Genomic DNA, 19,169 nt, shown 5'->3' with positions numbered 1-19,169 from the left:
GTATGACAAACGACATCAAAACCCGGATCCGCGAAATCATTGCCGAACAGGCGATGCTGGAACCCGAACAGGTCACCGACAGCGCGACGCCGGAAGACCTGGGCATCGACAGCCTTGGGCTGGTCGAATCCATCTTTGCCATCGAAGAGGAATTCGACATCTCGATCCCCTTCAACGCGAATGAACCCGAGAAGTCGGATTTCGATATCACCAGCATGGGCTCGATCATTTCAGCGGTCGAGCGGTTGGTGTCGGAAAAGGCCGCATGACCTCGAAGAAATCTCCGAAGAAAAAGGCCGCCATCGCCAGTTTTCAGCCCACTGACCAGAACGGTCAGCGGCGCGTCGTGATCACGGGGGCGGGCACGATCAACGCGCTTGGCCATGACGTTTCGACGACGCTGGAGGCGTTTCGCGAAGGCCGCTGCGGTATCACGCAGCTGGATTTCCGCGATGTCGAGCGTCTGTCGATCCAGATCGGCGCTCAGGTCCACAATTGGGAACCGGCTGATTATTTCAATCGCCAGCAGATCCTGCTTTACGACAAGTTCACCCAGTTCACGCTTCTGTCCGCCAAGCAGGCCGTCGCGCAATCGGGTCTGAATTTCGAAGGGGCGCTGGGGCTGCGGTCCGGCGTCATCCTGGGCACTGCGGGCGGTGGTCTGAACACCTGGGACGAAAACTATCGCGCCGTCTATGAAGAGGGGAAGAACCGCGTTCATCCCTTCGTCGTCCCAAAGCTGATGAACAATGCCGCCGCCAGCCATGTCAGCATGGAATTCGGTCTGCGCGGCCCGTCCTTCACCGTGGCGACGGCCTGCGCCAGCTCGAACCACGCGATGGGCCTGGCGCTGCAGATGATCCGCTCGGGCGCGGCGCAGGTCATGCTGACCGGCGGGTCAGAGGCGATGCTGTGCTTTGGCGGCGTCAAGGCGTGGGAAGGCCTGCGCGTGATGTCCAAGGACGCCTGCCGCCCGTTCAGCGCCAATCGCAACGGAATGGTGCAGGGCGAAGGGGCCGGGGTTTTCGTCTTTGAAGATTACGAATTCGCCCGCAAGCGCGGCGCCGAGGTGCTGGCCGAGGTGGTGGGCTTTGCCATGTCCTCGGACGCGCAGGATATCGTCATGCCTTCGGCGCAAGGTGCCGAACGCGCGATTACCGGTGCGTTGCAGGACGGTCACCTGAACCCCGATCAGGTCGGCTATATCAACGCCCATGGCACGGGCACCGCGGCAAATGACAAGACGGAATGTGCCGCTGTTGCCCATGCGTTCGGCCATCACGCGGATCGGCTGATGATCTCTTCGACGAAATCGATGCATGGTCACCTGATCGGTGGCACGGGCGCGGTCGAGCTGTTGGCCTGTATCATGGCGCTGCGCGACGGTGTGGTCGCGCCGACGATCAACTATCAGGAACCCGATCCGGAATGCGCGCTGGACGTGGTCCCGAACGAGGCGCGCGACGCCGATGTCGAGGTGGCGCTGTCCAATGCGTTTTCCTTCGGTGGGCTGAACGCCGTGGTTGCGCTGCGTCGCGTCTGATCCTCGTCGCGCCTGACCATAATGACAAAAAAACCGCGCCGGATTGGCGCGGTTTTCATTTTGGCAGGATGGCGGATCAGTTGCCGTCCTGGCTGACCGTGGCGGCCAGTTCGCTGAGTTCGTCGAACGCGGCTGTGAAGCCCGACAATGACAGGTTCAGTTCGACGGGCTTTTCCGGATCGGCGCCGAAAGGCAGCAGGCTGACGGTCGCCTTGCCGCCACGCTTCAGCTGGGTCAGCTCGGCCTCGGTAAAGCCCATGCGGGACACGCAGCCGACGGGGGCGCAGAAGCTGAACGGGTAGCCGCGCGCCTTGCCGCTGTCGACGACAAAGCCCAGCCCCTTGATCAGATCGGTTTCCAGCGGCGCAACAAGGGTCGCGCCCGCGGCAACGTCACCATTCTTCAGCGGGATCATCGTCAGTTCGGCGACCGAATTGCCGTCGCCATCCTTCATCAGCTGATACAGTTCGCAGGGATCGGTGTCGCGATCCGACTTGATGCAGCGAATGGTCCAGTCCTGATGCGTGGTCCGGGCGTAATATTCGCCGGCCTTCGGGCCTGGATCGGCGGCTTCGGCTGCGGCTTCTGACGCGGTTTCGGCCTGATCTGCCGCTGGGGCCTGTTCGGTTTCGGCGGCGGGCGCCTCTGCAGCTTCGGGCTGAGCCTCGGCGGGGGCGGCATCGGCGGCCGGTTCCTGGGTCGCAGGGTCTGCTGCCTCTTGTGCGAAAGCCGGCGCGGCGATCATGGCCAAAGCAGCCAGAAGCGCGTGCGAAGGTTTCATGGACATATCGTTTTTTCCCTTTGCTCAATGCTTTGCAGGCACTACCACGTTGCCGCTTGGATGTCAGGCTGCAACGGATTTCGACAGCATCACCTTGGCTTGACCTTGGGGTGACTGCAAGCATCCTGTGTCTTGGGCTGGCAAAGAAAAAGGGCCACGGTTTTTCCGTGACCCTGATCGCGTTTTTGAACGCTTGCTCCCTGCCGGACTGGCCGGTCATCATTGGTCGCCACGCTAGTCGCGAGATCGTGAGACGTCAACTGTCCAATCAGGCAAATGCGATCACAAAAAAAGCCGCGCCCAAGGGGCGCGGCAGTCCAACAGGGAGGAAGGTTCGTTATGCAGGATTTGCATCCCGAACAGCTTCATACTGGCACAAAGCAGTTAACTTTGTATTGTCCAATCGTACGCAACGGCAACATTTTGCGCGAAATGATCGTGCAACGCACACGCGAGGGGTGAAAATGCAACAGGTTCTGGACTTGGCATCCGGCACGGTTCTTGTCGGCGGAGCAGGGCAGGGCTACGGTTCGGCGCAGTCGTTGCTGTTGAAATATGCCAATCGGCACGGGTTGATCGCGGGTGCTACGGGGACCGGCAAGACCGTTACGTTGCAAACCCTGGCCGAGTCGCTGTCGCTTGCGGGCGTGCCGGTCTTCCTGGCGGATGTGAAAGGCGATCTGTCCGGTCTGGCGCTGTCCGGCACGCCACAGGCGAAGCTGCATGATGCATTCGTCAAACGTGCCGACCAGATCGGGCTGACGCTGGACTATCAATCCTTTCCCGTCACCTTCTGGGATGTCTGGGGCGAAAAGGGACATCCGGTGCGCACCACGCCGGCCGAGATGGGCCCTTTGCTGCTGTCGCGACTGCTAGAATTGACCGATGTGCAAGAGGGGGTGATGAACATCGCCTTCCGCGTCGCGGACGAACAGGGGCTTGCGCTGCTGGACCTTAAGGATCTGCAGGCGATGCTGGTCTGGGTCGGCCAGAATGCCGAGGATCTGTCGCTGCAATATGGCAATGTCAGCACCGCCAGCGTCGGGGCCATTCAACGTGCATTGCTGGTTCTTGAAAATCAGGGCGGCAACAACCTGTTCGGCGAGCCGGCCTTGGAACTTGCGGATCTGATGCGTCAGGATCAATCCGGTCGCGGGGTGATCAACGTTCTGGCTGCCGACCGGCTGATGCATTCGCCGCGGTTGTATGCCACGTTCCTGTTGTGGCTGCTGTCTGAACTGTTCGAACAATTGCCCGAGGTGGGCGATCCGGACCGGCCCAAGATGGCGTTTTTCTTTGACGAGGCGCATCTGCTGTTCGATGACGCGCCCAAGGCGCTGATCGACAAGGTCGAACAGGTCGCCCGCCTGATCCGGTCAAAAGGTGTCAGCGTCTGGTTCATCAGCCAGAATCCGACCGACATTCCCGAAGATATCCTTGGACAGCTTGGGAACCGGGTGCAGCACGCGCTGCGCGCCTATACGGCCAAGGATCAGAAGGCGCTGCGGATGGCGGCGCAGAATTACCGCCCCAACCCGGATTTCGACACGGCCGAGGCGATCCAGAATGTCGGCACCGGCGAGGCCGTCACCTCGCTTCTGGAAAACAAAGGCATTCCGGGCGTCGTTCAGCGCACGCTGATCCGGCCGCCTTTCAGCCAGCTGGGGCCGCTGACGGCGCAGGAACGCTCTGCCGTGATCGGCGCGTCGATCATGGGGGCGAAATACGACACGCCGCTGGATCGCGAATCCGCGCAGGAATTGTTGGCCAAGCGTGCGGAAGAGGCCGCAAAAGCCAGCGCCGAGGCTGAAAGGCAGCAGGCCACGGATGACGGGCTGTTCGACATGGATCGCGAGGATTATCGCAACGCCCGCCGCTATGACCCGGATGCAGGAAACCGGACACGCCAGTCCCGCAGCAGCGGCGGACGAAGCTCTCGCTCGGACAGCATTGCCGTAACCTTCGGAAAAAGCCTTGCGCGACAATTGGGAACAAAGTCGGGGCAAGCCTTGGTCAGAGGTGTGCTGGGATCGCTGTTCCGCGGACGTTGATCAGATCCTTGGCCGCAGTCAGGATGCCACCAAGCGGAGCGGCGCTGACTTCGGGGGTGGCGGCGACCGCGGCGCGCATCTCGGCCAGAATGGCGATCATCAGCAACACGTGGCGATGCATGTTATAGTCATCGCGCTTCTCAAGGCGCGCGGCGTTCAGCATCTCTTCTTCCGCGCGCAGTCGGGCAAGGGCGAGGCCGGGGCGCGGGGCGCTGTCGCTGCGCAACAGACGCGCCAGATCACGATCGCGGCGCCAGGCCGATTGCCCTTCGCGGGCGGCACGGATCAAGGTGCGGGGACGACGCAGGCTGGGATTTTCGCTGCGGGGACGAAAGGCGATGACATTGGTGGTGGCGGTCATGGGAAATCTCCGTTCCTTCTGTAAAACCGACTGTGACACAACCAATGCGTGTGTTGCCCGTTGCGCTAACGCAGCGCTCGGATAGGCAACGAATCTTTAGTTTTTGTTAGGGAATGTTGCGTCTGTGTTTAGGAACACGGTCGCAGATGACGCGGCCCACGGATCAACCCAGGGTGGTTAGTTTTGCAGCCACCCGAGGATCACAAGGGACAAGATATGACCATACTGAGCGGAGATTTCGCGATCGATTGCAAGGCGGCAGACCAACGATCGGAAATTCCCGTAAGCCTGCCCAAGCATCTTGATATGCCTGAAGATGCCCGCCTTTATCTGCGCCATGTCGAAGACGGTGTTTCGATCCGTGCGCTGGCCCGCGAGATGGGCTGCCATGCCTCGACCGTGCTGCGCCGGATCCGTCGTTTCGAACAGCGGCGCGACGATCCACTGGTCGATGATGCGCTGTCGGCACGTCAGGACCTGCCCGAAGATGGATCGCGCGATGGCAAGCAACTGCTGCGGGTGTTGCGTCGTCTGGCTGAACCGGGTGCCGTGATGGCGGTGGCCGAAGGTATGGAAAAGGCGATTGTCACCCGGGACGAGATCCGCACCGCGATCCTGGATCGTCGGCTGGCTCAGGATCTGGCGCTGCGCGGCTGGGTCGGGCAGACGGGCAAGGGCGGTCGGATTCAGCGCTATGTGCTGCTGTCGGGTGGCCGCGATGCGCTGCGCAAGATGCTGCGGTCGCCGCGACAGCGGAACGCGGTTCCGGGGCCCGGCGATTTCACCGACGCCAGTCCCGTGGCCTCGGACCAGGGCATGGCCGAGGCGCAAGCCGGGTTCGATCATGCCGATCAACACCGCGTCTGGGAAGATCGCGTCATTCAGGACCCCGAGGATGGCAAACGCCGCCGTACCCGTGTCAACATCGCGGAAAGCCCGCTGCTGCTGCTGGCCCGCCGCCGCGATGTGAATGGTGAGGCGTTCCTGACGCCGGGGATGGTCACCGCAGGTGAGCGCCTGCGCGAGGATTTCGAGCTTGCGCAGATGGGGCCGCGCGTCACCCAGAACTGGGACGGGTTCATGACCTCGGGCATCGATGTCAGCCGCAATGGTGGTGGTCTGCGCGGCGGATCGGAATCGGCGCGGGACCGCGTTGCCGCCGCGCTGCGCGAACTGGGTCCGGGCATGGGCGATATCGTGCTGCGCGTCTGCTGCTTTCTGGACGGAATCGAGTTGACCGAGCGCCGCCTTGGCTGGTCGGCGCGGTCGGGCAAGATCGTGCTGCGGCTGGCCCTGATGCGGTTGGAACGTCACTACGAAGAGGTCTATGGCGGCGGCTCGCGTCTGATCGGCTGACCACAAGGCAGTAGTCACCAGTATGCGGGCGCCGTTTCGGGCGCCCTTTTTCTTGGCGTTTCGGGATCTGTGCTGATAAGTCACGTCCTGAAATCGGAATGCGCCGGATCAGTCACGTTTATGAACATCACCCTGCGACAGTTGCGGTATTTTCTGGCCCTTGCCGAACAGGGGCATTTCACCCGTGCGGCCGAAACCATCCACGTCACCCAGCCTGCCTTGTCGATGCAGATCAAGGCGCTGGAGGATGTGGTCGGTGCGCGCCTGGTGGAACGTACCCCCAGCGGCGTTGTCCTGACACCGCAGGGACGGGGATTGGCCGATCACGCGCGCAAGGTTCTGGCGGCGATGGCGGGGCTGGAACAGGGGCTGCGAAAGCCGGGGCAGGGTGGCCGGCTGATGTTGGGCATGATCCCGACCGTCGCGCCCTATCTGCTGCCGCAGGCCCTGCCGATCCTGCGCGCGCGCGACATCGGACGCGACCTGCATCTGCGCGAGGCGCAGACCGACCGCCTGATCGAGGAACTGGCCCTGGGCCGACTGGATGCGGCCGTCATCGCCTCGCCTCCGGGGGACGAAGGTCTGGTGGCCATGCCGCTGTTTACCGACCGCTTTCTGCTGGCGGGCAGTGCGCAACGGATCGGGGATCTGAAGGCGGGCGGCCCGGGCATGGTTCAGCCGCGCGCGCTGGACCCCGGTCAATTGTTGCTGCTGGACGAGGGGCATTGCCTTGGCGATCAGGCGCTGGAAGTCTGCGGCCTGAACCGGCGCAGCGGTCGGCTGGATCTGGGCGCGGCGTCGCTGTCGACCTTGTGTCGTCTGGCGGGGCAGGGAATGGGGCTGACCTTCCTGCCCGAGATTGCCCTGACACAGGAAATGGCCGCCGCGCCCGGACTGACCGCGATGCGCTTTCCCGATCCCCAGCCCGCGCGCGAGGTGATCTTGCTGCGTCGCAGCTCGACCCTGCCGGATGGCTGGTTCGAGGATCTGGCCGGTATCCTGCGCCAGGCCGGACGGGCGCTGCTGACCGCGGCATGAAAAAGGCCGCCCGATCGGCGGCCTTTCCCCAAACTTCGATCCTTGCGGATCAGGCCGGTTCAGCGACCTTGGCCTGTTGCAGCCATGCCAGAACCGTCTCGGGCGAGCTTTCGCCATAGGGGTCGTCCGCGCAATCGTCACAGCGGCCGGGCTCTTCAAAGAACGCCTCGACGACGCCGTCATTGACGACGGCCGCATAGCGCCAGCTGCGCGGGCCAAAGCCCAGATTGTCCTTGCGCACCAGCATGCCGACCTTGTCGGTGAATTCGCCCGACCCATCGGGGATCACGCCGACATTCTGCAGACCCTGCGCCTTGGCCCATTGGTTCATGACGAAGCTGTCATTGACCGACATGCAATAGATCGCATCGACGCCCAGATCCTGCATCTCGCCAAAGGCTTTCTCAAAGCCCGGCAGCTGGTAGGTCGAGCAGGTCGGCGTGAACGCGCCCGGCAGCGAGAACAGCACGACGCGCTTGCCGCCGAAATAATCTTCGGTGGTCATGTCCTGCCAACGGAACGGGTTCGAACCGCCGATCGATTCGTCACGGACGCGGGTCCGGAAAGTCACCTGGGGAAGCTTGTCGCCGATTTTCATCTGTCTTTCCTTCTCAACTCGGTTTTCTCCTCCCACCCGCCGATGCCGCACTGCGGCAACGGCCATGCGGATGCATCATGGCTGGCTGCATTGATCAAGCCCCAAAATAGGACTAGGTAGGGGGAAACCATTCAGAGATCGGACATGACCGACACGACGATCCCCCAACCGCCCCGTCTGCGCCATCCCGAAAAGGCCCATCGCGCCGATCAGGCACAGCCGAAAAAGCCTGACTGGATCCGCGTGAAGGCACCGACCTCGGCGGGATACAAGCAAACGCGCGACATCATGCGCGAAAACAACCTTTCGACCGTCTGCGAAGAGGCCGGTTGCCCCAATGTCGGCGAATGTTGGAGCCAGGGTCACGCCACCATGATGATCATGGGCGAAATCTGCACGCGGGGCTGTTCCTTCTGCAACGTGATCACCGGCCGCCCCAACGAACTGGACGTGTTCGAACCGGGCCGCGTGGCCCATGCGGTGCAAAAGCTGGGCCTGAAGCATGTCGTCATCACCAGCGTTGATCGTGACGATCTGGACGATGGCGGGGCCGAACATTTCGCCCAGACGATCCGCGCGATCCGTCACCGCAGCCCCGATTCCACGATCGAGGTTCTGACCCCGGATTTTCTGAAATCGAAGCCCGGCGCATTGGAAACCGTGGTCGAGGCGCGTCCCGACGTGTTCAACCACAATCTTGAAACCGTGCCGGGCCTGTATCCGTCCGTGCGCCCCGGCGCGCGCTATTTCCACTCGCTTCGTCTGTTGCAGCGGGTCAAGGAACTTGATCCGTCGATGTTCACCAAATCGGGCATCATGGTCGGTCTGGGCGAAGATCGTCAGGGGGTGTTGCAGGTCATGGACGACATGCGTGCCGCCGATGTGGATTTCATGACCATCGGTCAGTATCTGCAGCCGACATCAAAGCACCACCGCGTCGACCGCTTCGTGACGCCCGAAGAATTTGCCAGCTATGAAAAGGCGGCCTTCGGCAAGGGGTTCCTGATGGTGTCAGCCACGCCGCTGACCCGGTCCTCCTATCATGCGGGCGATGATTTCGCGCGGATGCGCGATGCACGTCTGGCCCGGTTGGGGATGGCCTGACTTCCAGCGCGGAAGGTCAATTCCGGGTCTTGCAAATCCCCGCGTGTGGCCTTACCGCAGTCCAAGGAAGCCCGAGTGGCGGAATGGTAGACGCAGCGGATTCAAAATCCGCCGGAGCAATCCATGCCGGTTCGAGTCCGGCCTCGGGTACCACCACATAAACAACAGCTTAGCCGCAACCTCGCGGCGGGCTGTTGCGGCAAGGGGCGCCGCGTCCCACTGGCCCGGTCCACTTTCACTGTTCACCCCCTGTTCGTTCCGTCAGTGAATGACCGGCCCGTGAAAGAATTTTCCTGCTCGCACGGCGGCGATAATACGCGACCATTTCCGGGCTTTGATTCGTGATCGCCTGGATCTGCGCATCGGAGCATCCGGCTTCGGCCAGCCTGACGATTGCCAGCTTGCGAAGACCATGCAGACTATAGGGCGCGGCGCGGTCGCCCAGGCTCTTTCGCCACTGCCTGAACGCTTTTTCCACCGTGTCATAGCCTGACGGCTGGGTGAGATTCTTGCCAATCACATAGGCCCCCGAGACCGGCAGGCTTTCGATATAAGCCCGTAGCTGGGCAGGGCAGAACACCTCATAGGCCTCATCGCTCTTTTCGTCGGTGACGGTCATCCATTCGCCTTGGAACTGATCGCGGCGCATCAGGATTGCGGCTTGCGGTCGCTGGCCGGTGCCAAGGATCAATTCGGCGGCGCTGCGAACGCGCTCCGGGGCGGTGTCCAACTTCTTGACCATCCACGCGGGCCATGGCTCAAATTCCCGCTGCTTGCCGTATAGGTCGATGCCGGATGCCGCGTTCTCGATCTTCCAGCCAAGCTTTCGGATCGCGAAGTTAAGCAACATCCGAACCACCTGAATATACCAGTCCGCCTTGCGCGGCGTCTCGGCGTATTTGGCATGCACCTGCAAGAGCGCAGCGCGGGTCATCGTCTTGACCGATTTGTCCGCGTTCTTCTCAAAGATACGCTCCATGATCCGGTCGTATTCCTTGCGCGTGCTGGCCGCCAGCTTGCGGTACTTGGCAGAGGACCGATAGGCGGTGACCAGTTCCCGCCATGTGTCGCGCTGCTTGGGCTTCACCCTTTCAGACGTGCCCGACCGCACCGCCCAATATTCGGTGGCAAACTCGGGGCTGTCGATATCATCGGGAAGGCGAACAAATCGTTCCCGACGCTTGCCGCCATCGGTCCAGACCTTGCGGAAATAGACGCGCCCAGACTTGATCGCGACATATGGCGGCAGGTTCTTCCTCAAAGGTCAAATTCCTCAGATGGGCGAACGAACTCGCCCCGCATGATAGCGCGGATCTGTTCTACGTCCCAACGCTGGTGCCGAACGGGTCCGGGCAGCGCCCCGGACTCGACCAGGCTGCGAAACTCGGCTGGCTTCATATCCAGCATCCGCGCTGCGGTGTTGGCGCTGGCAAACATCGGCTGAATATCGGGCCGTCCCATGCTATTCCCCCTTTGCCTGTTGGGTGGGCCCATCATCGCGAATTTCAAACTCGCATGGCATCCCGTCTTCGTCCCACTCGATAATACGGGCGGTCCATTTGCCGCGCCGCCAAAGCGAGAATGCTTCATCCTCGTTGTCTGCGACCACATATGTTCCGCAGCCGTCTTCATGGCATTCGATCTGCCACTGGAAAGGCGGCGCGGAATATCCCCATGAAAGTTCATCAGAACCGCAGTTTGGGCAGTTCGCTGGTTGATGTTCCACGGCTATTCCCCCTTCTGTGCGAGGGCGCGGTCAATCTGCGCTGTGACAACATCACCCTCGTTCATCCAGTAGAGGCGGGTGTCGCCCCGATTAATCAAATCCCGCCCCGCTGGCGTATCCCGAAGCGCCGCACGCATCTGATCCAGTGTTGTTCCATCTGCGGGGATCGCCCGCGCCAGCATCGTCTGCGCCGACTCTCTGACCGGATCGGCCTGCGGGGCTTTCGGCTCATCCACTGTCGTCAAACTGGCTTGATGACAGTGGTTCGGAGCTTTACTAGCATCAACGGACGGAGCGGGGGATAGGGCGCGGATGCCATCTGCAATGTCCATGACGGCGTCACATGCGTATTCGCGGGCAGAGGTTCGCTGAATTTCTACGCCCTGAAATGCAGCCAGCCAGCCAGAGGCCACCTTCGCCGCCGCCTCGATCCCCTGCGCGAAGCCCTCGGCGCGGGCTGCATCGCGTTCTTCAACCAACTTGCGGACCGCTGCTTTGCTCAAGACCATAGGGCCATCGCCGTTGATGATAGCAGCGATCTTCCGGCCTTTAAGTTCGTCGTGTTCATCCGTCAGCGTCGCGATGGTGGCGTCTTTATCCTCGGTCATCTTCCTGCCCCTCCTGATCTTCCTGCGCAGCGTTGATCGCGCTGCAGATGATTTCGCAGATCGCGGTCTGCGTCGGCCGGTCGCGCAGGGCGTCCGATTGGCACATAATCGCCACCTGGCCGAGAAACTTCCCGTCAGCCGCCAGCAGATGAACGCTCTGCCCGACAACGCTGGAATAGCGGCCCATTTCCGCGCGCATCTTCATCAGACGAGCCCACGATCGACGGCCAGCCATTCGGGGAGGCTGATTTCGCCCACGCCGCGGTGCAGCTGGCCGACCTCGACATGCGCCAGCGGAAGCCACACCGCGCTCTCCTTGTCGCCGTCATCGCTGAACAGGATCGCGCGATCCGTCCGCGTGTGGATCTGGCCGCGAAGGTCAATGATATCGCTGCGGGTCATGCCGACCTCCGAAGAATGGCGTCGATCCGCGCTTTCCGTTCCGCATTCATGCGCTCCTCTTCTTGCCAATCGAAGAAGCGCACCGTGACGATGCCGAACAGTAGGTCGAGCATAAGTGTCTGGCCGCTGAAGGCGAGCCCGACCTTGTATTTCCAGCCGCCGCCAAAGCGCGGGGCGGCTTTGTCGCCGCGCCGGGGCTGATTGAGAGGTGCGCCACTGCCCGTCATGCCGTGCCAGTTGTAGCCAGCCTGCCAAGGGAAGCGGCTGGCCTTCGCGGTAACTTGGAACCTTCCGATCTTCATCACGCCATCCCCAAGGACTGCTTGTAGAGGTCGAGGATCGCTTCGGCCTCGGCCACGTCATCCTTGTCACGCTTGCGCAGCGCCACGATGCTGCGCAGGGCGGGCGCGTCATAGCCACGGCCCTTGGCCTCGGCATAGACTTCCTTGATCTGCTCGCTGATATCCTTCTTTTCGGATTCCAGATGCTCGATGCGCTCAACGAAAGAGCGGAGTTCATCGGCTGCGACGGTGTAAGCTTGGTCGGTCATTGGTGTTTTTTCCTTAGAATGCGGCTTCTTCTTCGGGTGCGGCGCACATTCGGATGAAGTCTTTGAAAAGCAGTGCGTTTCCGAACCTGGTTGGCTTTAGACTGACGACGCACCAGCGGATCGCGCTTGGCATTTTCCGCACCCGATCAATGCAGGCATCGTGGTCGCCATTCTCAGTTTCCAAAAGGATCGGCGCTTGGTCCTTCATCTCCACAATCACGCCATAAGCTTGGTCGGTCATTGGGGGCGATCCTCGGTTTTGGGATTGAAGTTTGTGAAGCCCGGAAGCTTGCCGGCCATCCAGGTCTGATACTTGCGCTTAATCTCACCAGGTGACTGGCAGGGCAGGCTCTTGTCGTCAGTCAGCGCGCTCAATGCAGCGACATGATCGCCATTGCGCAGGTGCGACACGGCTTCATCGACCATCTTTTGCAGGGCTTCCGCTTCCTGTGCGGACTCGCAATCCCCGTCGCATCCCAGATCATCGACCCAAACATTTACGTAAGGCATATCCGTTCCTTTTGAGAAAAGAGGCGGGGGTCAGGGGATCGCCCCCGCCAGTTGCCGCGCGCGGGACAGTGCGTCGCGCGGGGGAGGATGGGTTAGGCGTCGGTGCCGTCGCGCTCGGCCACGATTTTCTCGTATTCGGCCATCATTGCGCTGTGTTCTTCAGGTTCTTCGCTGGCGATGCGGTCGATCTGTTCCTGATAGAAGGCGAGGGTGGCCTCGTAGGGCGCGCCGTTTTTCAGTTCGCGCTGAATGCCGGCATCGACGTTCTTAATGAGGTCAGCGATCGGGGCCGGCGCGTTGCGAAGCTGATCCAGCTTGGTGCGGTATGCCTGGCGGGCCTTATCCTTTTCGTCGGGTTCGGCAATCTTCCCGCAATCGGCGCCAACCGTGTTCAGTTCTTCCTCGGTGCTGGCTGCGCCGATGCGCTCAAGAACCTCGGTCAACTTGGGCGCGGCATCGTCTTTCTTCTTTCCGATCTTGTTCCGAACTCGGCCGCTCGCGGTCTTGGCCTCTGCCGCGTCCTCGGCGGGCGTCACGTCGCGCATGACCGGGCTGTCCTGGGCTTCTTCTGCGATGGCCACGCCGCGCAGCACATCGGCAAAGGCATCGCGCAGCGCAAAGCCTCGGGCGCGCAGCTGCAACATGCGGCGGGGATATTGCTGCCAAGGCCCCTGCTTACCCGCCAGACCGGCCTTCTTGGCCTCGGCCATTGTGAAGGTGCGGACAACCGGCGCGGCTTTGCCCTTCCGCTTGACGGTGCAGGTGGCTTCCTCGCCATCATCCGAGATCTCTTCGGTGATATCGACCAGCAGGCCCGAACCCTGAACAAGACCAAGCATCGCATCACCCCAGATCGCGGGGCGACCGTTGATAACCGCGATCGACTGCATCGCCTGCAAAGGCTGCAGGCCGAGTTCCATCCCCCACTGGCAGGCGATCAGGACGTTGCCGGGGCGCCCCTGAAAATCCTTCGGGACGATGCTGGAGTCCGCCAGAATTTCCGCCATCTTCATCGCTTCACCAAGATTGGCGGGCGTCAGGATGCCCATGCTCGGGTGGGATTGCGGCGCGGCGCGATCTTCTACTTTCGTCAGTTCATTCATCTGGTCAGTCCTTCCGGGATTTGAGGCGCAGGACGCGCGTGCTTGTCGATTTCGTGTAGAGGGTGGCGATATCGGGGTGGTCTTTCCGCAAAGCCTTGCCGTCGAGGCGGTCGGCGGTTTGGGTTTTCCAGGTCGCGATCGGGCTTCCCATGTCCTCAAGAATCTCGGCATCGCCCATCGCGGACATGACCTGCAGTTTCAGCGCATCTTCCTGCGCCTTCATTTCGGACATGCGTTCTTTCAGTTCGGCCAGATCATCGACGGCACGGGCGACCGATCCGCCCGCCATGATGCTTTTGGATGCGAGGTGCTGCGGCCATCGGGCCTGCGCGTCAGCGACGGTCTGCGGGTCCGGGGCGATGCCGTTCTCGACCAACTTCCAGAAGGCCTGCGCCTCTGTCATGAGATCCGCGAACAGGTCGGAATGCGCTTCGATCGTGTATGTGCGGTAATCGTTACCGCCGATCAGGACGGCAAGATCGGCGTGGCTGGCGCCGGTGATGCCCATATACCACTGCACCTGGCACAGATAGGTTTCCGGAATTTCGTCGCTTCCGTCCGGGCCCCAAAGGCTGGCTGCAAAGCCGTTGGCGGTCTTGCATTCAAGGATGCGGTCTGTCGTCAGGCGGCCGTCCTTCCAGCGCACATTGCCGGAGATGTCAGGGTTAACGACAGCACGGTCGATATTCGCGATCGCGCGATCCCAATCGGGGTAGATCAGCTGGGCGTTGACGCGCTGAACCTTGGCGCCGGTGCGCAGCCCGTATTCTCTCGCAACGACATCTTCCAGCACCTGCCCCCAATAGAGCCAAGGCTTGTCATCGTCGCTTTCAGGTTCGCTGGCACCGGTCTTGTCGGCCCAAACATCATAGGGCGTTCTGAATTTCGACAGGCCGACGATGGCCGCGATATCCGATCCTCCGATGCCAGCCTTGCGGCCAGCAAGAAATTCGCTTCGCTGAATGTTCATACATCCTCCGCTGAATAGCTCGCCGAGGCCCAAGCCTCCTGGCGTTTGATTTCATCCTCGCCGTAGAGGCGGACGGCATCTTCGCGGGTGCGATTGCCGCCCCAGCGGATCAGGTGCGCGCTGACTTCAAGTTCGGTTCCACGCGAACCGCCGTGGCTAAACGGCTCTGCCGGGTATTCCTCGCAGTCGAGGCGCCATTCGGCTTCTGCCTCAACTTCTCGCCCGTTCGGGTGGATGTAGAGCGGGGCATCGATAAATTCGGTCCAGCGGGTCATCGCGCGCCCCCCTGCGTTGCGGCCACGCATTCCGCGCCGCGAAGGTCGCCGCAGATGCTGGGATGCGTGGGACGATTGATTGCCCAAAGGCCGATCGCGATCATGGCAACCGCCGAGATGACAACCAGCGCCACGACGCGGCATCCGCTGGCGATTTCGTCGCTGATGTCGAGATGTTCGTCGCAGCGCATGGCGATCACCCGCAGCTTGCGGTGCGGGCTTCGAGGGCGATGACCTTGCCCTTCGAGGTCGCGATATGGCCGGCCACGTCGCCGCCGCTCAGCGACGAGACGGGCACGCCGATCAGAAGGACGCCGATTGCGTCCCCGGCGACTGCGCCTTTCTGCTTGCCTTCAAGCGCGGCCAGGGTCTGCCGTTCTGCGATCAGGTCGGCGCGGGCCTGCTGGCACGACACGCTGGCATAAGCGTTGCCCATGCTGACAGGCGCGATGCTGCTGGGCGACTGCGCGCAAGCCGCGATCAGCGGCAGGGCGGCAAGGGCGAGGTAGTGTTTCATCTGGCTTCCTTCATCTCGGGTTGGCGCGGGCTCCTGTGTCGCCGCTGATGAGATGAAGCTAGTTCAGATAAAATGGACCGTCAATATAAAAGTTCAGAAAACATGGACCGCCTGATTCGCCCGTGCTATCGTCGCGGTGCAATCGACGCAGGACCAACCGAATGAAACTGGCAGAATCAGAACGCGCCGTAGACCATCCCGGCATTTGCACGGGAGGTGATTGGATGCAGCGTGACGACGACTATTTGCGCGAGCTGATGTTGCGGATGGAGGCAAGTGACAGCTGGCTGCACGATTACCGCCTGGTCGAACGGACTTGGTGCCAACCGATTAATTCTCGCGAGTTCTATCACAAGAAGCTGCTGGTGCAGGCTGGACTTCTGGAAGTTCAGCCTTGCGGCACAAAGGTCTGGATGACCAATGACGGGCATGACTTCTGCGCGAACACGCGTACCAGCGAGATCTGGAATGGCGCGAAAGCGGCGGCCGGCCAAGCCACGGGCGCGAGCGTAAAGGTTCTGGCCCGAGTTGCCGAAGCGCTGGTGATCCAGAAGATACGGGACCTGACCGGCCTCGATATCTAAGCCCGCGCCGGTCATCGGCGCATGAAAAAGCCCGCGCGAGGCGGGCGGTTGGAGCAATTTTGCACGGTGATCTAGGCGTCGCTAAGGAGTTCCCTAAGCGCAGCCTTGTCTCTCTCGCGCACGATCGGCATGGCTAGGTGGGCCTCTAGTATCGCAGTGCGGTGAACAAGGTTCAGCTTCCCGACGACGCCACCCCGTTGAACCGCATCTTCGACCTCATACTCGTCGACCTCTAGTATCCCGCACTCAGCGTGACTATCGTGGTCAAGGAAGGGGTTTTGCTCTTTGGAGATAGCGACACTTGGGCGTGGGTAATTCTTTGTATTAATCCGCAGAAACCAGCCCCGATCAAAATCAAGGCAGATATACATCTTCATCTTTTGCGGGCGCGTTGTCTGGTCGTAGATCCAGATCACATCGAACAGCGACAGCAAGTCACAACCTTATATGGCGGGCTGTTTCTTGAATAAAAGCAACGGCGTCATTCATGTCGTCGCGTTCGTCCAGCATGTGCTCGTAGCGCATTGTCCCGCCGTTCGCTGCTTGCCAGTCGTGGCCGTGAGTTGCGGCTGTGCGCTCAGTGAAACTCATCTTGCAAGACCGACTGAACGCCCGCTCCAAGTGATCGATTTCGCTGATCGAGAGGGCGTCTACGTTAACCGGCTCGTTCGCTAGCAAACGAATGTTGTAGCCATCAAGTGTCCATGGAAGCTGGGTGCGACCAAGCTCCCACAGGCGTAACGATTCTCCTTTGATGATCTCGTAAATCTCAAGGGGGACCGGGCCAAATTTCATTGCCTTATAGGTTGCGCCAAAAATGGGCTGCAAATGCTCATTTAAATGTGTTTTATCAGCGAAGTATGCTGTCTTTAGGGCTGCGTGCAAGTCAACCGGCACGCCCTGAGAGGCCATCCAGTGGACCGCCTGAAACGCTTTCACTGCTGAAAATCTGTACCGTGCAGTCATGGGGTTAATATAGCCAACGTTTTCGCATCTTTCCAATCACATCTGATTTCCATGGGCGACCCTGTTAGTGGTTGTTCTAAGCATCCTGGCCACTGTGAAATCCGCGAGACGGTATCACTCGTTTGCAGATCTAGGCGTCGGGCTTTCTGGCGCGGCCTGTGTGGCAATCAAGGCATCCAGCCGCTTGATGATTGCGTCCTGTTCGGCGTCGCGCTGCATCTGTTCTAGTCGCTGATCGGCCATGCCGACCCCTCCATCAAAACGATCTGACCCGAAGGCCAGCGCGGCCAGCATGACGCCAAGCACGGTTGCCGCACCGGTCAGGACTGCACCCCAAAGCTGCCGGGCAGAGAGCTGTGAGCTTTCGATGTGCTGAAGGCGCTGGCCAATGCCACGGATCTCGCCAAGAACCTCTGCAAAGCGCGCATCGTTCTGGGCACGGACGGTTTCCATGCTGCGATCGATGTAGTCTTTCTGCGAAATTTCCCCGGTCATCGTTGGCCCCGTCGCCTGGGCCTGCGGGTTTCGCACGCCCTCTATGACTGAATCTAGGAGATTATGTGCGTAATTGCTACTGCCGACCGTATGGATGGCGCGACTTCGCCCTGCCACAGACTTGCGGGCTGCGCGTCTTTCCTTCCATTGGGTCGGTCCAGATGTCGCCATATTACCCACTGGTGTTGGCGTCCTTTAGCGCAGCCTGCAACAATTCGACCAGCTGACTGGCAGTGTACACATCCATCGTGATGGCGCCGCGAGGCGCCAGCGGTTGATCAGGCAGCAGCTGTTCAGCAAAGCCGACCCGGACGATATTGCGCGTCCAGAATGTGTGCACGCGGTTCGCGTGTGGGGCTTGAGATGCCAGAAAGGCCGCCAGTTCATCTTCGCCAATCTGTTCAATCCCGATCGCGTCCACTTGCTCATCACTCATAGTCAACTGTCCTTCTCGGCAGGTTGGCGCGGCGTCAATGTTCCGCTTACGTTCTTTTGTGCAGAGGAATCAGTGAGGGGGTTGGTGTGGTTTATCTTGTGGCGAAAATTGGTCTTTGGCTTGGGGTGAGCCTCAACCTTCTTTTTGATCCCATTCACTGGTTGCGGCTTCGAGCGCGGGGAAAAGGCGATCCTGCACGTCGCCCGGCAGCTGCGCGAAGTCGCCGTTCAAGATGAAATTGAAATCGATGCGATGCGCTCGATAGAGGTATTTCATCACGTCACGGTTGGGGAAGGTTGATCCCGCCATGGCGTTGCTCAGCACAGTCTTCGAGATGCCCGACGCCTTGGCCAAGTCTTGCTGTTTGGGCAGGCCGGTCACGATATAGGCTGCCCGGAGCCTGATCGCGGTCGCGGCCAGCCCCATATCATTCACTCTTGCGAGCTTGGTTTTCTGTTCCAGGTCCATGCGGTGATTATTGCCATCTGTTCAAAAAAATTGAACGGCAGGCGATCTGAACCTTGATAGTCCAGATTATCTGAACTATGCTGAGCGCATGGATCAGAAAACTTGCCCCTCCGTTGCTGATATTTGCGAGGCCATCGGTCGCCCAGTGATCGCTTCTGCGGTCGGGGTAGGTCTGACAGCTGTAAGCAATGCGGCAGTTGAGAACCGCTTCCCGGCGAGGTGGTTCTTCATCATTCGCAGTCTTTGCAAAGAGCAGGGTCTGGATTGCCCAGAGTCGCTGTTCAGCTTTGCCGGGATTGCCAAAACCTCCGAGGGCGCAGCATGACCGCCGCGCCCTCTGTCTCTGTTGCTGTTCAACGATCTCCACGGATCAACAACAGCACAGGAACCCCAGAAATGTCGTCCGGAATTTTGTCCGGGTCCGAGAAGCCACGCAGCTTCGAGGCCCATCTGCGCGATGCGTGGATCGAACTTATCAACAAGCATTTTCAGAGCCCTGAACACGCCGCCGTTTTCTTTGGCGTGTCGGAAAAGACCGCCCGGAATTGGGCCAGCGGATCGTGCGGCCCGCGCGGCGGCCCCGTGGCCTACGCAATGAAACACATGCCTGGGGCAGCGCAAATGCTGCTTGGTGATACGTGAAATCCTTACTTCTCAAGATCTCCAGAATGGAAGTCAGAGCCGCCATGCGCGTCGTCGCGTTTGGCCGGTGGTGGGCAGAGCATGC

General features: G+C 60.8%; 32 protein-coding genes and 1 tRNA gene. 10 read left to right on the top strand and 23 right to left on the bottom strand.

The annotated features are described in order from the left end of the window. The first annotated feature begins 2 nt into the window (after positions 1-2). The gene (locus tag BMX67_RS13195) at positions 3-269 is read left to right on the top strand and encodes an acyl carrier protein (protein ID WP_090735786.1); all 267 of its coding nucleotides are present in this window, start codon (positions 3-5) and stop codon (positions 267-269) included. Next, positions 266-1,543 carry a beta-ketoacyl-[acyl-carrier-protein] synthase family protein gene (locus BMX67_RS13190; RefSeq protein ID WP_090735784.1) on the top strand — a complete coding sequence of 426 codons (1,278 nt, stop codon included), beginning with the start codon at positions 266-268 and terminating at the stop codon, positions 1,541-1,543. The genes BMX67_RS13195 and BMX67_RS13190 overlap by 4 nt, the downstream gene beginning before the upstream one ends. A 76-nt stretch (positions 1,544-1,619) precedes the next feature. On the opposite strand, the gene BMX67_RS13185 is transcribed toward BMX67_RS13190, so the two are convergent. Then, complete coding sequence (locus BMX67_RS13185; RefSeq protein ID WP_090735856.1) at positions 1,620-2,324, bottom strand: invasion associated locus B family protein; 705 nt, start codon at positions 2,322-2,324, stop codon at positions 1,620-1,622. A gap of 464 nt (positions 2,325-2,788) precedes the next feature. Here BMX67_RS13185 and BMX67_RS13180 point away from each other — a divergent pair, with 464 nt between their 5' ends. Then, entirely contained in the window at positions 2,789-4,375 is a 1,587-nt protein-coding gene (locus BMX67_RS13180) for a helicase HerA-like domain-containing protein (RefSeq protein WP_090735783.1), read from the top strand. On the opposite strand, the gene BMX67_RS13175 is transcribed toward BMX67_RS13180, so the two are convergent. Continuing rightward, the gene (locus tag BMX67_RS13175; protein ID WP_175479901.1) at positions 4,338-4,736 is read right to left on the bottom strand and encodes a DUF6477 family protein; all 399 of its coding nucleotides are present in this window, start codon (positions 4,734-4,736) and stop codon (positions 4,338-4,340) included. The genes BMX67_RS13180 and BMX67_RS13175 overlap by 38 nt on opposite strands. 306 nt (positions 4,737-5,042) lie before the next feature. On the opposite strand from BMX67_RS13175, the gene BMX67_RS13170 reads away from it, so the two are divergent. Together BMX67_RS13170 and BMX67_RS13165 are read left to right on the top strand one after the other, a co-directional pair. Beyond that, on the top strand, positions 5,043-6,092 hold the full coding sequence (locus BMX67_RS13170; RefSeq protein WP_245739449.1) for a DUF6456 domain-containing protein: 1,050 nt from the start codon (positions 5,043-5,045) through the stop codon (positions 6,090-6,092). Between the two features lie 120 nt (positions 6,093-6,212). After that, entirely contained in the window at positions 6,213-7,130 is a 918-nt protein-coding gene (locus tag BMX67_RS13165) for a hydrogen peroxide-inducible genes activator (protein ID WP_090735779.1), read from the top strand. A gap of 49 nt (positions 7,131-7,179) precedes the next feature. Here the strand turns inward: BMX67_RS13165 and BMX67_RS13160 are convergent, their stop codons facing one another. Then, the gene (locus tag BMX67_RS13160; RefSeq protein WP_090735778.1) at positions 7,180-7,728 is read right to left on the bottom strand and encodes a peroxiredoxin; all 549 of its coding nucleotides are present in this window, start codon (positions 7,726-7,728) and stop codon (positions 7,180-7,182) included. Positions 7,729-7,872: 144 nt separating this feature from the next. Between BMX67_RS13160 and lipA the strand changes: the two genes are divergently transcribed. Both lipA and BMX67_RS13150 read left to right on the top strand, forming a co-directional pair. Next, a complete protein-coding gene (gene lipA / locus BMX67_RS13155; protein ID WP_090735776.1) occupies positions 7,873-8,832 on the top strand; it encodes a lipoyl synthase in 960 nt (319 codons plus the stop codon). 69 nt (positions 8,833-8,901) lie between these two features. Further along, positions 8,902-8,985: transfer RNA gene (locus BMX67_RS13150), tRNA-Leu, on the top strand. An 82-nt stretch (positions 8,986-9,067) separates the two neighbouring features. Here the strand turns inward: BMX67_RS13150 and BMX67_RS13145 are convergent. From BMX67_RS13145 to BMX67_RS13075, 15 genes are all read right to left on the bottom strand, one after another. Continuing rightward, complete coding sequence (locus BMX67_RS13145; RefSeq protein WP_090735774.1) at positions 9,068-10,093, bottom strand: tyrosine-type recombinase/integrase; 1,026 nt, start codon at positions 10,091-10,093, stop codon at positions 9,068-9,070. After that, positions 10,090-10,293, bottom strand: coding sequence for a hypothetical protein (locus BMX67_RS13140; RefSeq protein ID WP_090735773.1), 204 nt, complete (start codon positions 10,291-10,293; stop codon positions 10,090-10,092). Before BMX67_RS13140 ends, BMX67_RS13145 begins: the two co-directional genes overlap by 4 nt. 1 nt (position 10,294) lies before the next feature. Next, the gene (locus tag BMX67_RS13135) at positions 10,295-10,558 is read right to left on the bottom strand and encodes a hypothetical protein (RefSeq protein WP_090735771.1); all 264 of its coding nucleotides are present in this window, start codon (positions 10,556-10,558) and stop codon (positions 10,295-10,297) included. A 2-nt stretch (positions 10,559-10,560) separates the two neighbouring features. Further along, positions 10,561-11,166 (bottom strand): hypothetical protein, encoded by a 606-nt coding sequence (locus BMX67_RS13130; protein WP_090735770.1) that lies wholly within the window; start codon positions 11,164-11,166, stop codon positions 10,561-10,563. Beyond that, positions 11,153-11,371, bottom strand: coding sequence for a hypothetical protein (locus BMX67_RS13125; protein WP_090735768.1), 219 nt, complete (start codon positions 11,369-11,371; stop codon positions 11,153-11,155). The genes BMX67_RS13130 and BMX67_RS13125 overlap by 14 nt, the downstream gene beginning before the upstream one ends. Further along, a complete protein-coding gene (locus BMX67_RS13120) occupies positions 11,371-11,568 on the bottom strand; it encodes a hypothetical protein (RefSeq protein ID WP_090735767.1) in 198 nt (65 codons plus the stop codon). The genes BMX67_RS13125 and BMX67_RS13120 overlap by 1 nt, the downstream gene beginning before the upstream one ends. Further along, on the bottom strand, positions 11,565-11,870 hold the full coding sequence (locus BMX67_RS13115) for a hypothetical protein (RefSeq protein WP_090735765.1): 306 nt from the start codon (positions 11,868-11,870) through the stop codon (positions 11,565-11,567). The genes BMX67_RS13120 and BMX67_RS13115 overlap by 4 nt, the downstream gene beginning before the upstream one ends. Further along, positions 11,870-12,118 carry a DUF2312 domain-containing protein gene (locus BMX67_RS13110; protein ID WP_090735763.1) on the bottom strand — a complete coding sequence of 83 codons (249 nt, stop codon included), beginning with the start codon at positions 12,116-12,118 and terminating at the stop codon, positions 11,870-11,872. Before BMX67_RS13110 ends, BMX67_RS13115 begins: the two co-directional genes overlap by 1 nt. A 13-nt stretch (positions 12,119-12,131) precedes the next feature. Continuing rightward, entirely contained in the window at positions 12,132-12,359 is a 228-nt protein-coding gene (locus BMX67_RS13105) for a hypothetical protein (RefSeq protein WP_090735761.1), read from the bottom strand. Further along, on the bottom strand, positions 12,356-12,628 hold the full coding sequence (locus BMX67_RS13100; protein WP_090735759.1) for a hypothetical protein: 273 nt from the start codon (positions 12,626-12,628) through the stop codon (positions 12,356-12,358). Before BMX67_RS13100 ends, BMX67_RS13105 begins: the two co-directional genes overlap by 4 nt. A 92-nt stretch (positions 12,629-12,720) precedes the next feature. Continuing rightward, positions 12,721-13,731 carry a recombinase RecT gene (locus BMX67_RS13095; protein ID WP_090735757.1) on the bottom strand — a complete coding sequence of 337 codons (1,011 nt, stop codon included), beginning with the start codon at positions 13,729-13,731 and terminating at the stop codon, positions 12,721-12,723. A gap of 4 nt (positions 13,732-13,735) precedes the next feature. Continuing rightward, on the bottom strand, positions 13,736-14,701 hold the full coding sequence (locus tag BMX67_RS13090; protein WP_090735755.1) for a YqaJ viral recombinase family nuclease: 966 nt from the start codon (positions 14,699-14,701) through the stop codon (positions 13,736-13,738). Next, complete coding sequence (locus BMX67_RS13085; RefSeq protein WP_090735754.1) at positions 14,698-14,976, bottom strand: hypothetical protein; 279 nt, start codon at positions 14,974-14,976, stop codon at positions 14,698-14,700. Before BMX67_RS13085 ends, BMX67_RS13090 begins: the two co-directional genes overlap by 4 nt. Next, complete coding sequence (locus BMX67_RS13080) at positions 14,973-15,167, bottom strand: hypothetical protein (protein ID WP_139206525.1); 195 nt, start codon at positions 15,165-15,167, stop codon at positions 14,973-14,975. The genes BMX67_RS13085 and BMX67_RS13080 overlap by 4 nt, the downstream gene beginning before the upstream one ends. Before the next feature lie 5 nt (positions 15,168-15,172). Beyond that, on the bottom strand, positions 15,173-15,493 hold the full coding sequence (locus tag BMX67_RS13075; RefSeq protein WP_090735750.1) for a hypothetical protein: 321 nt from the start codon (positions 15,491-15,493) through the stop codon (positions 15,173-15,175). 161 nt (positions 15,494-15,654) lie between these two features. On the opposite strand from BMX67_RS13075, the gene BMX67_RS13070 reads away from it, so the two are divergent. Further along, complete coding sequence (locus BMX67_RS13070; RefSeq protein ID WP_090735749.1) at positions 15,655-16,077, top strand: DUF2513 domain-containing protein; 423 nt, start codon at positions 15,655-15,657, stop codon at positions 16,075-16,077. A 71-nt stretch (positions 16,078-16,148) separates the two neighbouring features. On the opposite strand, the gene BMX67_RS13065 is transcribed toward BMX67_RS13070, so the two are convergent. The 5 genes from BMX67_RS13065 to BMX67_RS13045 all read right to left on the bottom strand — a co-directional run bounded on the left by BMX67_RS13065 (position 16,149) and on the right by BMX67_RS13045 (position 18,442). Beyond that, positions 16,149-16,511, bottom strand: a complete 363-nt coding sequence (locus BMX67_RS13065; RefSeq protein ID WP_090735747.1) for a hypothetical protein — start codon at positions 16,509-16,511, stop codon at positions 16,149-16,151. Between the two features lies 1 nt (position 16,512). Then, positions 16,513-16,989 carry a Panacea domain-containing protein gene (locus tag BMX67_RS13060; protein ID WP_217645854.1) on the bottom strand — a complete coding sequence of 159 codons (477 nt, stop codon included), beginning with the start codon at positions 16,987-16,989 and terminating at the stop codon, positions 16,513-16,515. A gap of 168 nt (positions 16,990-17,157) precedes the next feature. Continuing rightward, a complete protein-coding gene (locus tag BMX67_RS13055) occupies positions 17,158-17,538 on the bottom strand; it encodes a hypothetical protein (protein WP_090735743.1) in 381 nt (126 codons plus the stop codon). A gap of 172 nt (positions 17,539-17,710) precedes the next feature. Further along, entirely contained in the window at positions 17,711-17,974 is a 264-nt protein-coding gene (locus tag BMX67_RS13050; RefSeq protein WP_090735742.1) for a hypothetical protein, read from the bottom strand. A gap of 132 nt (positions 17,975-18,106) precedes the next feature. Then, positions 18,107-18,442 carry a hypothetical protein gene (locus BMX67_RS13045; protein WP_090735740.1) on the bottom strand — a complete coding sequence of 112 codons (336 nt, stop codon included), beginning with the start codon at positions 18,440-18,442 and terminating at the stop codon, positions 18,107-18,109. Positions 18,443-18,530: 88 nt separating this feature from the next. On the opposite strand from BMX67_RS13045, the gene BMX67_RS19355 reads away from it, so the two are divergent. Together BMX67_RS19355 and BMX67_RS13040 are read left to right on the top strand one after the other, a co-directional pair. Next, the gene (locus BMX67_RS19355; protein ID WP_139206524.1) at positions 18,531-18,767 is read left to right on the top strand and encodes a hypothetical protein; all 237 of its coding nucleotides are present in this window, start codon (positions 18,531-18,533) and stop codon (positions 18,765-18,767) included. After that, complete coding sequence (locus tag BMX67_RS13040; RefSeq protein ID WP_245739448.1) at positions 18,764-19,084, top strand: hypothetical protein; 321 nt, start codon at positions 18,764-18,766, stop codon at positions 19,082-19,084. The genes BMX67_RS19355 and BMX67_RS13040 overlap by 4 nt, the downstream gene beginning before the upstream one ends. The last annotated feature ends 85 nt before the right edge of the window (positions 19,085-19,169 follow it).

This window comes from Paracoccus homiensis (genome assembly GCF_900111675.1).
GTDB classification, from domain to species: domain Bacteria; phylum Pseudomonadota; class Alphaproteobacteria; order Rhodobacterales; family Rhodobacteraceae; genus Paracoccus; species Paracoccus homiensis.
The sequence above is the reverse complement of the archived record's forward strand: the minus strand, read 5'-3'. Positions and strand labels throughout refer to the sequence as shown.

Coding starts and splice junctions, on each gene's coding strand:
- BMX67_RS13195 (WP_090735786.1), top strand. CDS start 3: ATGACAAACGACATCAAAACCCGGATCCGCGAAATCATTGCCGAACAG.
- BMX67_RS13190 (WP_090735784.1), top strand. CDS start 266: ATGACCTCGAAGAAATCTCCGAAGAAAAAGGCCGCCATCGCCAGTTTT.
- BMX67_RS13185 (WP_090735856.1), bottom strand. CDS start 2,324: ATGAAACCTTCGCACGCGCTTCTGGCTGCTTTGGCCATGATCGCCGCG.
- BMX67_RS13180 (WP_090735783.1), top strand. CDS start 2,789: ATGCAACAGGTTCTGGACTTGGCATCCGGCACGGTTCTTGTCGGCGGA.
- BMX67_RS13175 (WP_175479901.1), bottom strand. CDS start 4,736: ATGACCGCCACCACCAATGTCATCGCCTTTCGTCCCCGCAGCGAAAAT.
- BMX67_RS13170 (WP_245739449.1), top strand. CDS start 5,043: ATGCCTGAAGATGCCCGCCTTTATCTGCGCCATGTCGAAGACGGTGTT.
- BMX67_RS13165 (WP_090735779.1), top strand. CDS start 6,213: ATGAACATCACCCTGCGACAGTTGCGGTATTTTCTGGCCCTTGCCGAA.
- BMX67_RS13160 (WP_090735778.1), bottom strand. CDS start 7,728: ATGAAAATCGGCGACAAGCTTCCCCAGGTGACTTTCCGGACCCGCGTC.
- lipA (WP_090735776.1), top strand. CDS start 7,873: ATGACCGACACGACGATCCCCCAACCGCCCCGTCTGCGCCATCCCGAA.
- BMX67_RS13140 (WP_090735773.1), bottom strand. CDS start 10,293: ATGGGACGGCCCGATATTCAGCCGATGTTTGCCAGCGCCAACACCGCA.
- BMX67_RS13130 (WP_090735770.1), bottom strand. CDS start 11,166: ATGACCGAGGATAAAGACGCCACCATCGCGACGCTGACGGATGAACAC.
- BMX67_RS13125 (WP_090735768.1), bottom strand. CDS start 11,371: ATGAAGATGCGCGCGGAAATGGGCCGCTATTCCAGCGTTGTCGGGCAG.
- BMX67_RS13120 (WP_090735767.1), bottom strand. CDS start 11,568: ATGACCCGCAGCGATATCATTGACCTTCGCGGCCAGATCCACACGCGG.
- BMX67_RS13115 (WP_090735765.1), bottom strand. CDS start 11,870: ATGAAGATCGGAAGGTTCCAAGTTACCGCGAAGGCCAGCCGCTTCCCT.
- BMX67_RS13110 (WP_090735763.1), bottom strand. CDS start 12,118: ATGACCGACCAAGCTTACACCGTCGCAGCCGATGAACTCCGCTCTTTC.
- BMX67_RS13105 (WP_090735761.1), bottom strand. CDS start 12,359: ATGACCGACCAAGCTTATGGCGTGATTGTGGAGATGAAGGACCAAGCG.
- BMX67_RS13100 (WP_090735759.1), bottom strand. CDS start 12,628: ATGCCTTACGTAAATGTTTGGGTCGATGATCTGGGATGCGACGGGGAT.
- BMX67_RS13095 (WP_090735757.1), bottom strand. CDS start 13,731: ATGAATGAACTGACGAAAGTAGAAGATCGCGCCGCGCCGCAATCCCAC.
- BMX67_RS13090 (WP_090735755.1), bottom strand. CDS start 14,701: ATGAACATTCAGCGAAGCGAATTTCTTGCTGGCCGCAAGGCTGGCATC.
- BMX67_RS13085 (WP_090735754.1), bottom strand. CDS start 14,976: ATGACCCGCTGGACCGAATTTATCGATGCCCCGCTCTACATCCACCCG.
- BMX67_RS13080 (WP_139206525.1), bottom strand. CDS start 15,167: ATGCGCTGCGACGAACATCTCGACATCAGCGACGAAATCGCCAGCGGA.
- BMX67_RS13075 (WP_090735750.1), bottom strand. CDS start 15,493: ATGAAACACTACCTCGCCCTTGCCGCCCTGCCGCTGATCGCGGCTTGC.
- BMX67_RS13070 (WP_090735749.1), top strand. CDS start 15,655: ATGAAACTGGCAGAATCAGAACGCGCCGTAGACCATCCCGGCATTTGC.
- BMX67_RS13060 (WP_217645854.1), bottom strand. CDS start 16,989: ATGGCCTCTCAGGGCGTGCCGGTTGACTTGCACGCAGCCCTAAAGACA.
- BMX67_RS13055 (WP_090735743.1), bottom strand. CDS start 17,538: ATGACCGGGGAAATTTCGCAGAAAGACTACATCGATCGCAGCATGGAA.
- BMX67_RS13050 (WP_090735742.1), bottom strand. CDS start 17,974: ATGAGTGATGAGCAAGTGGACGCGATCGGGATTGAACAGATTGGCGAA.
- BMX67_RS13045 (WP_090735740.1), bottom strand. CDS start 18,442: ATGGACCTGGAACAGAAAACCAAGCTCGCAAGAGTGAATGATATGGGG.
- BMX67_RS19355 (WP_139206524.1), top strand. CDS start 18,531: ATGGATCAGAAAACTTGCCCCTCCGTTGCTGATATTTGCGAGGCCATC.
- BMX67_RS13040 (WP_245739448.1), top strand. CDS start 18,764: ATGACCGCCGCGCCCTCTGTCTCTGTTGCTGTTCAACGATCTCCACGG.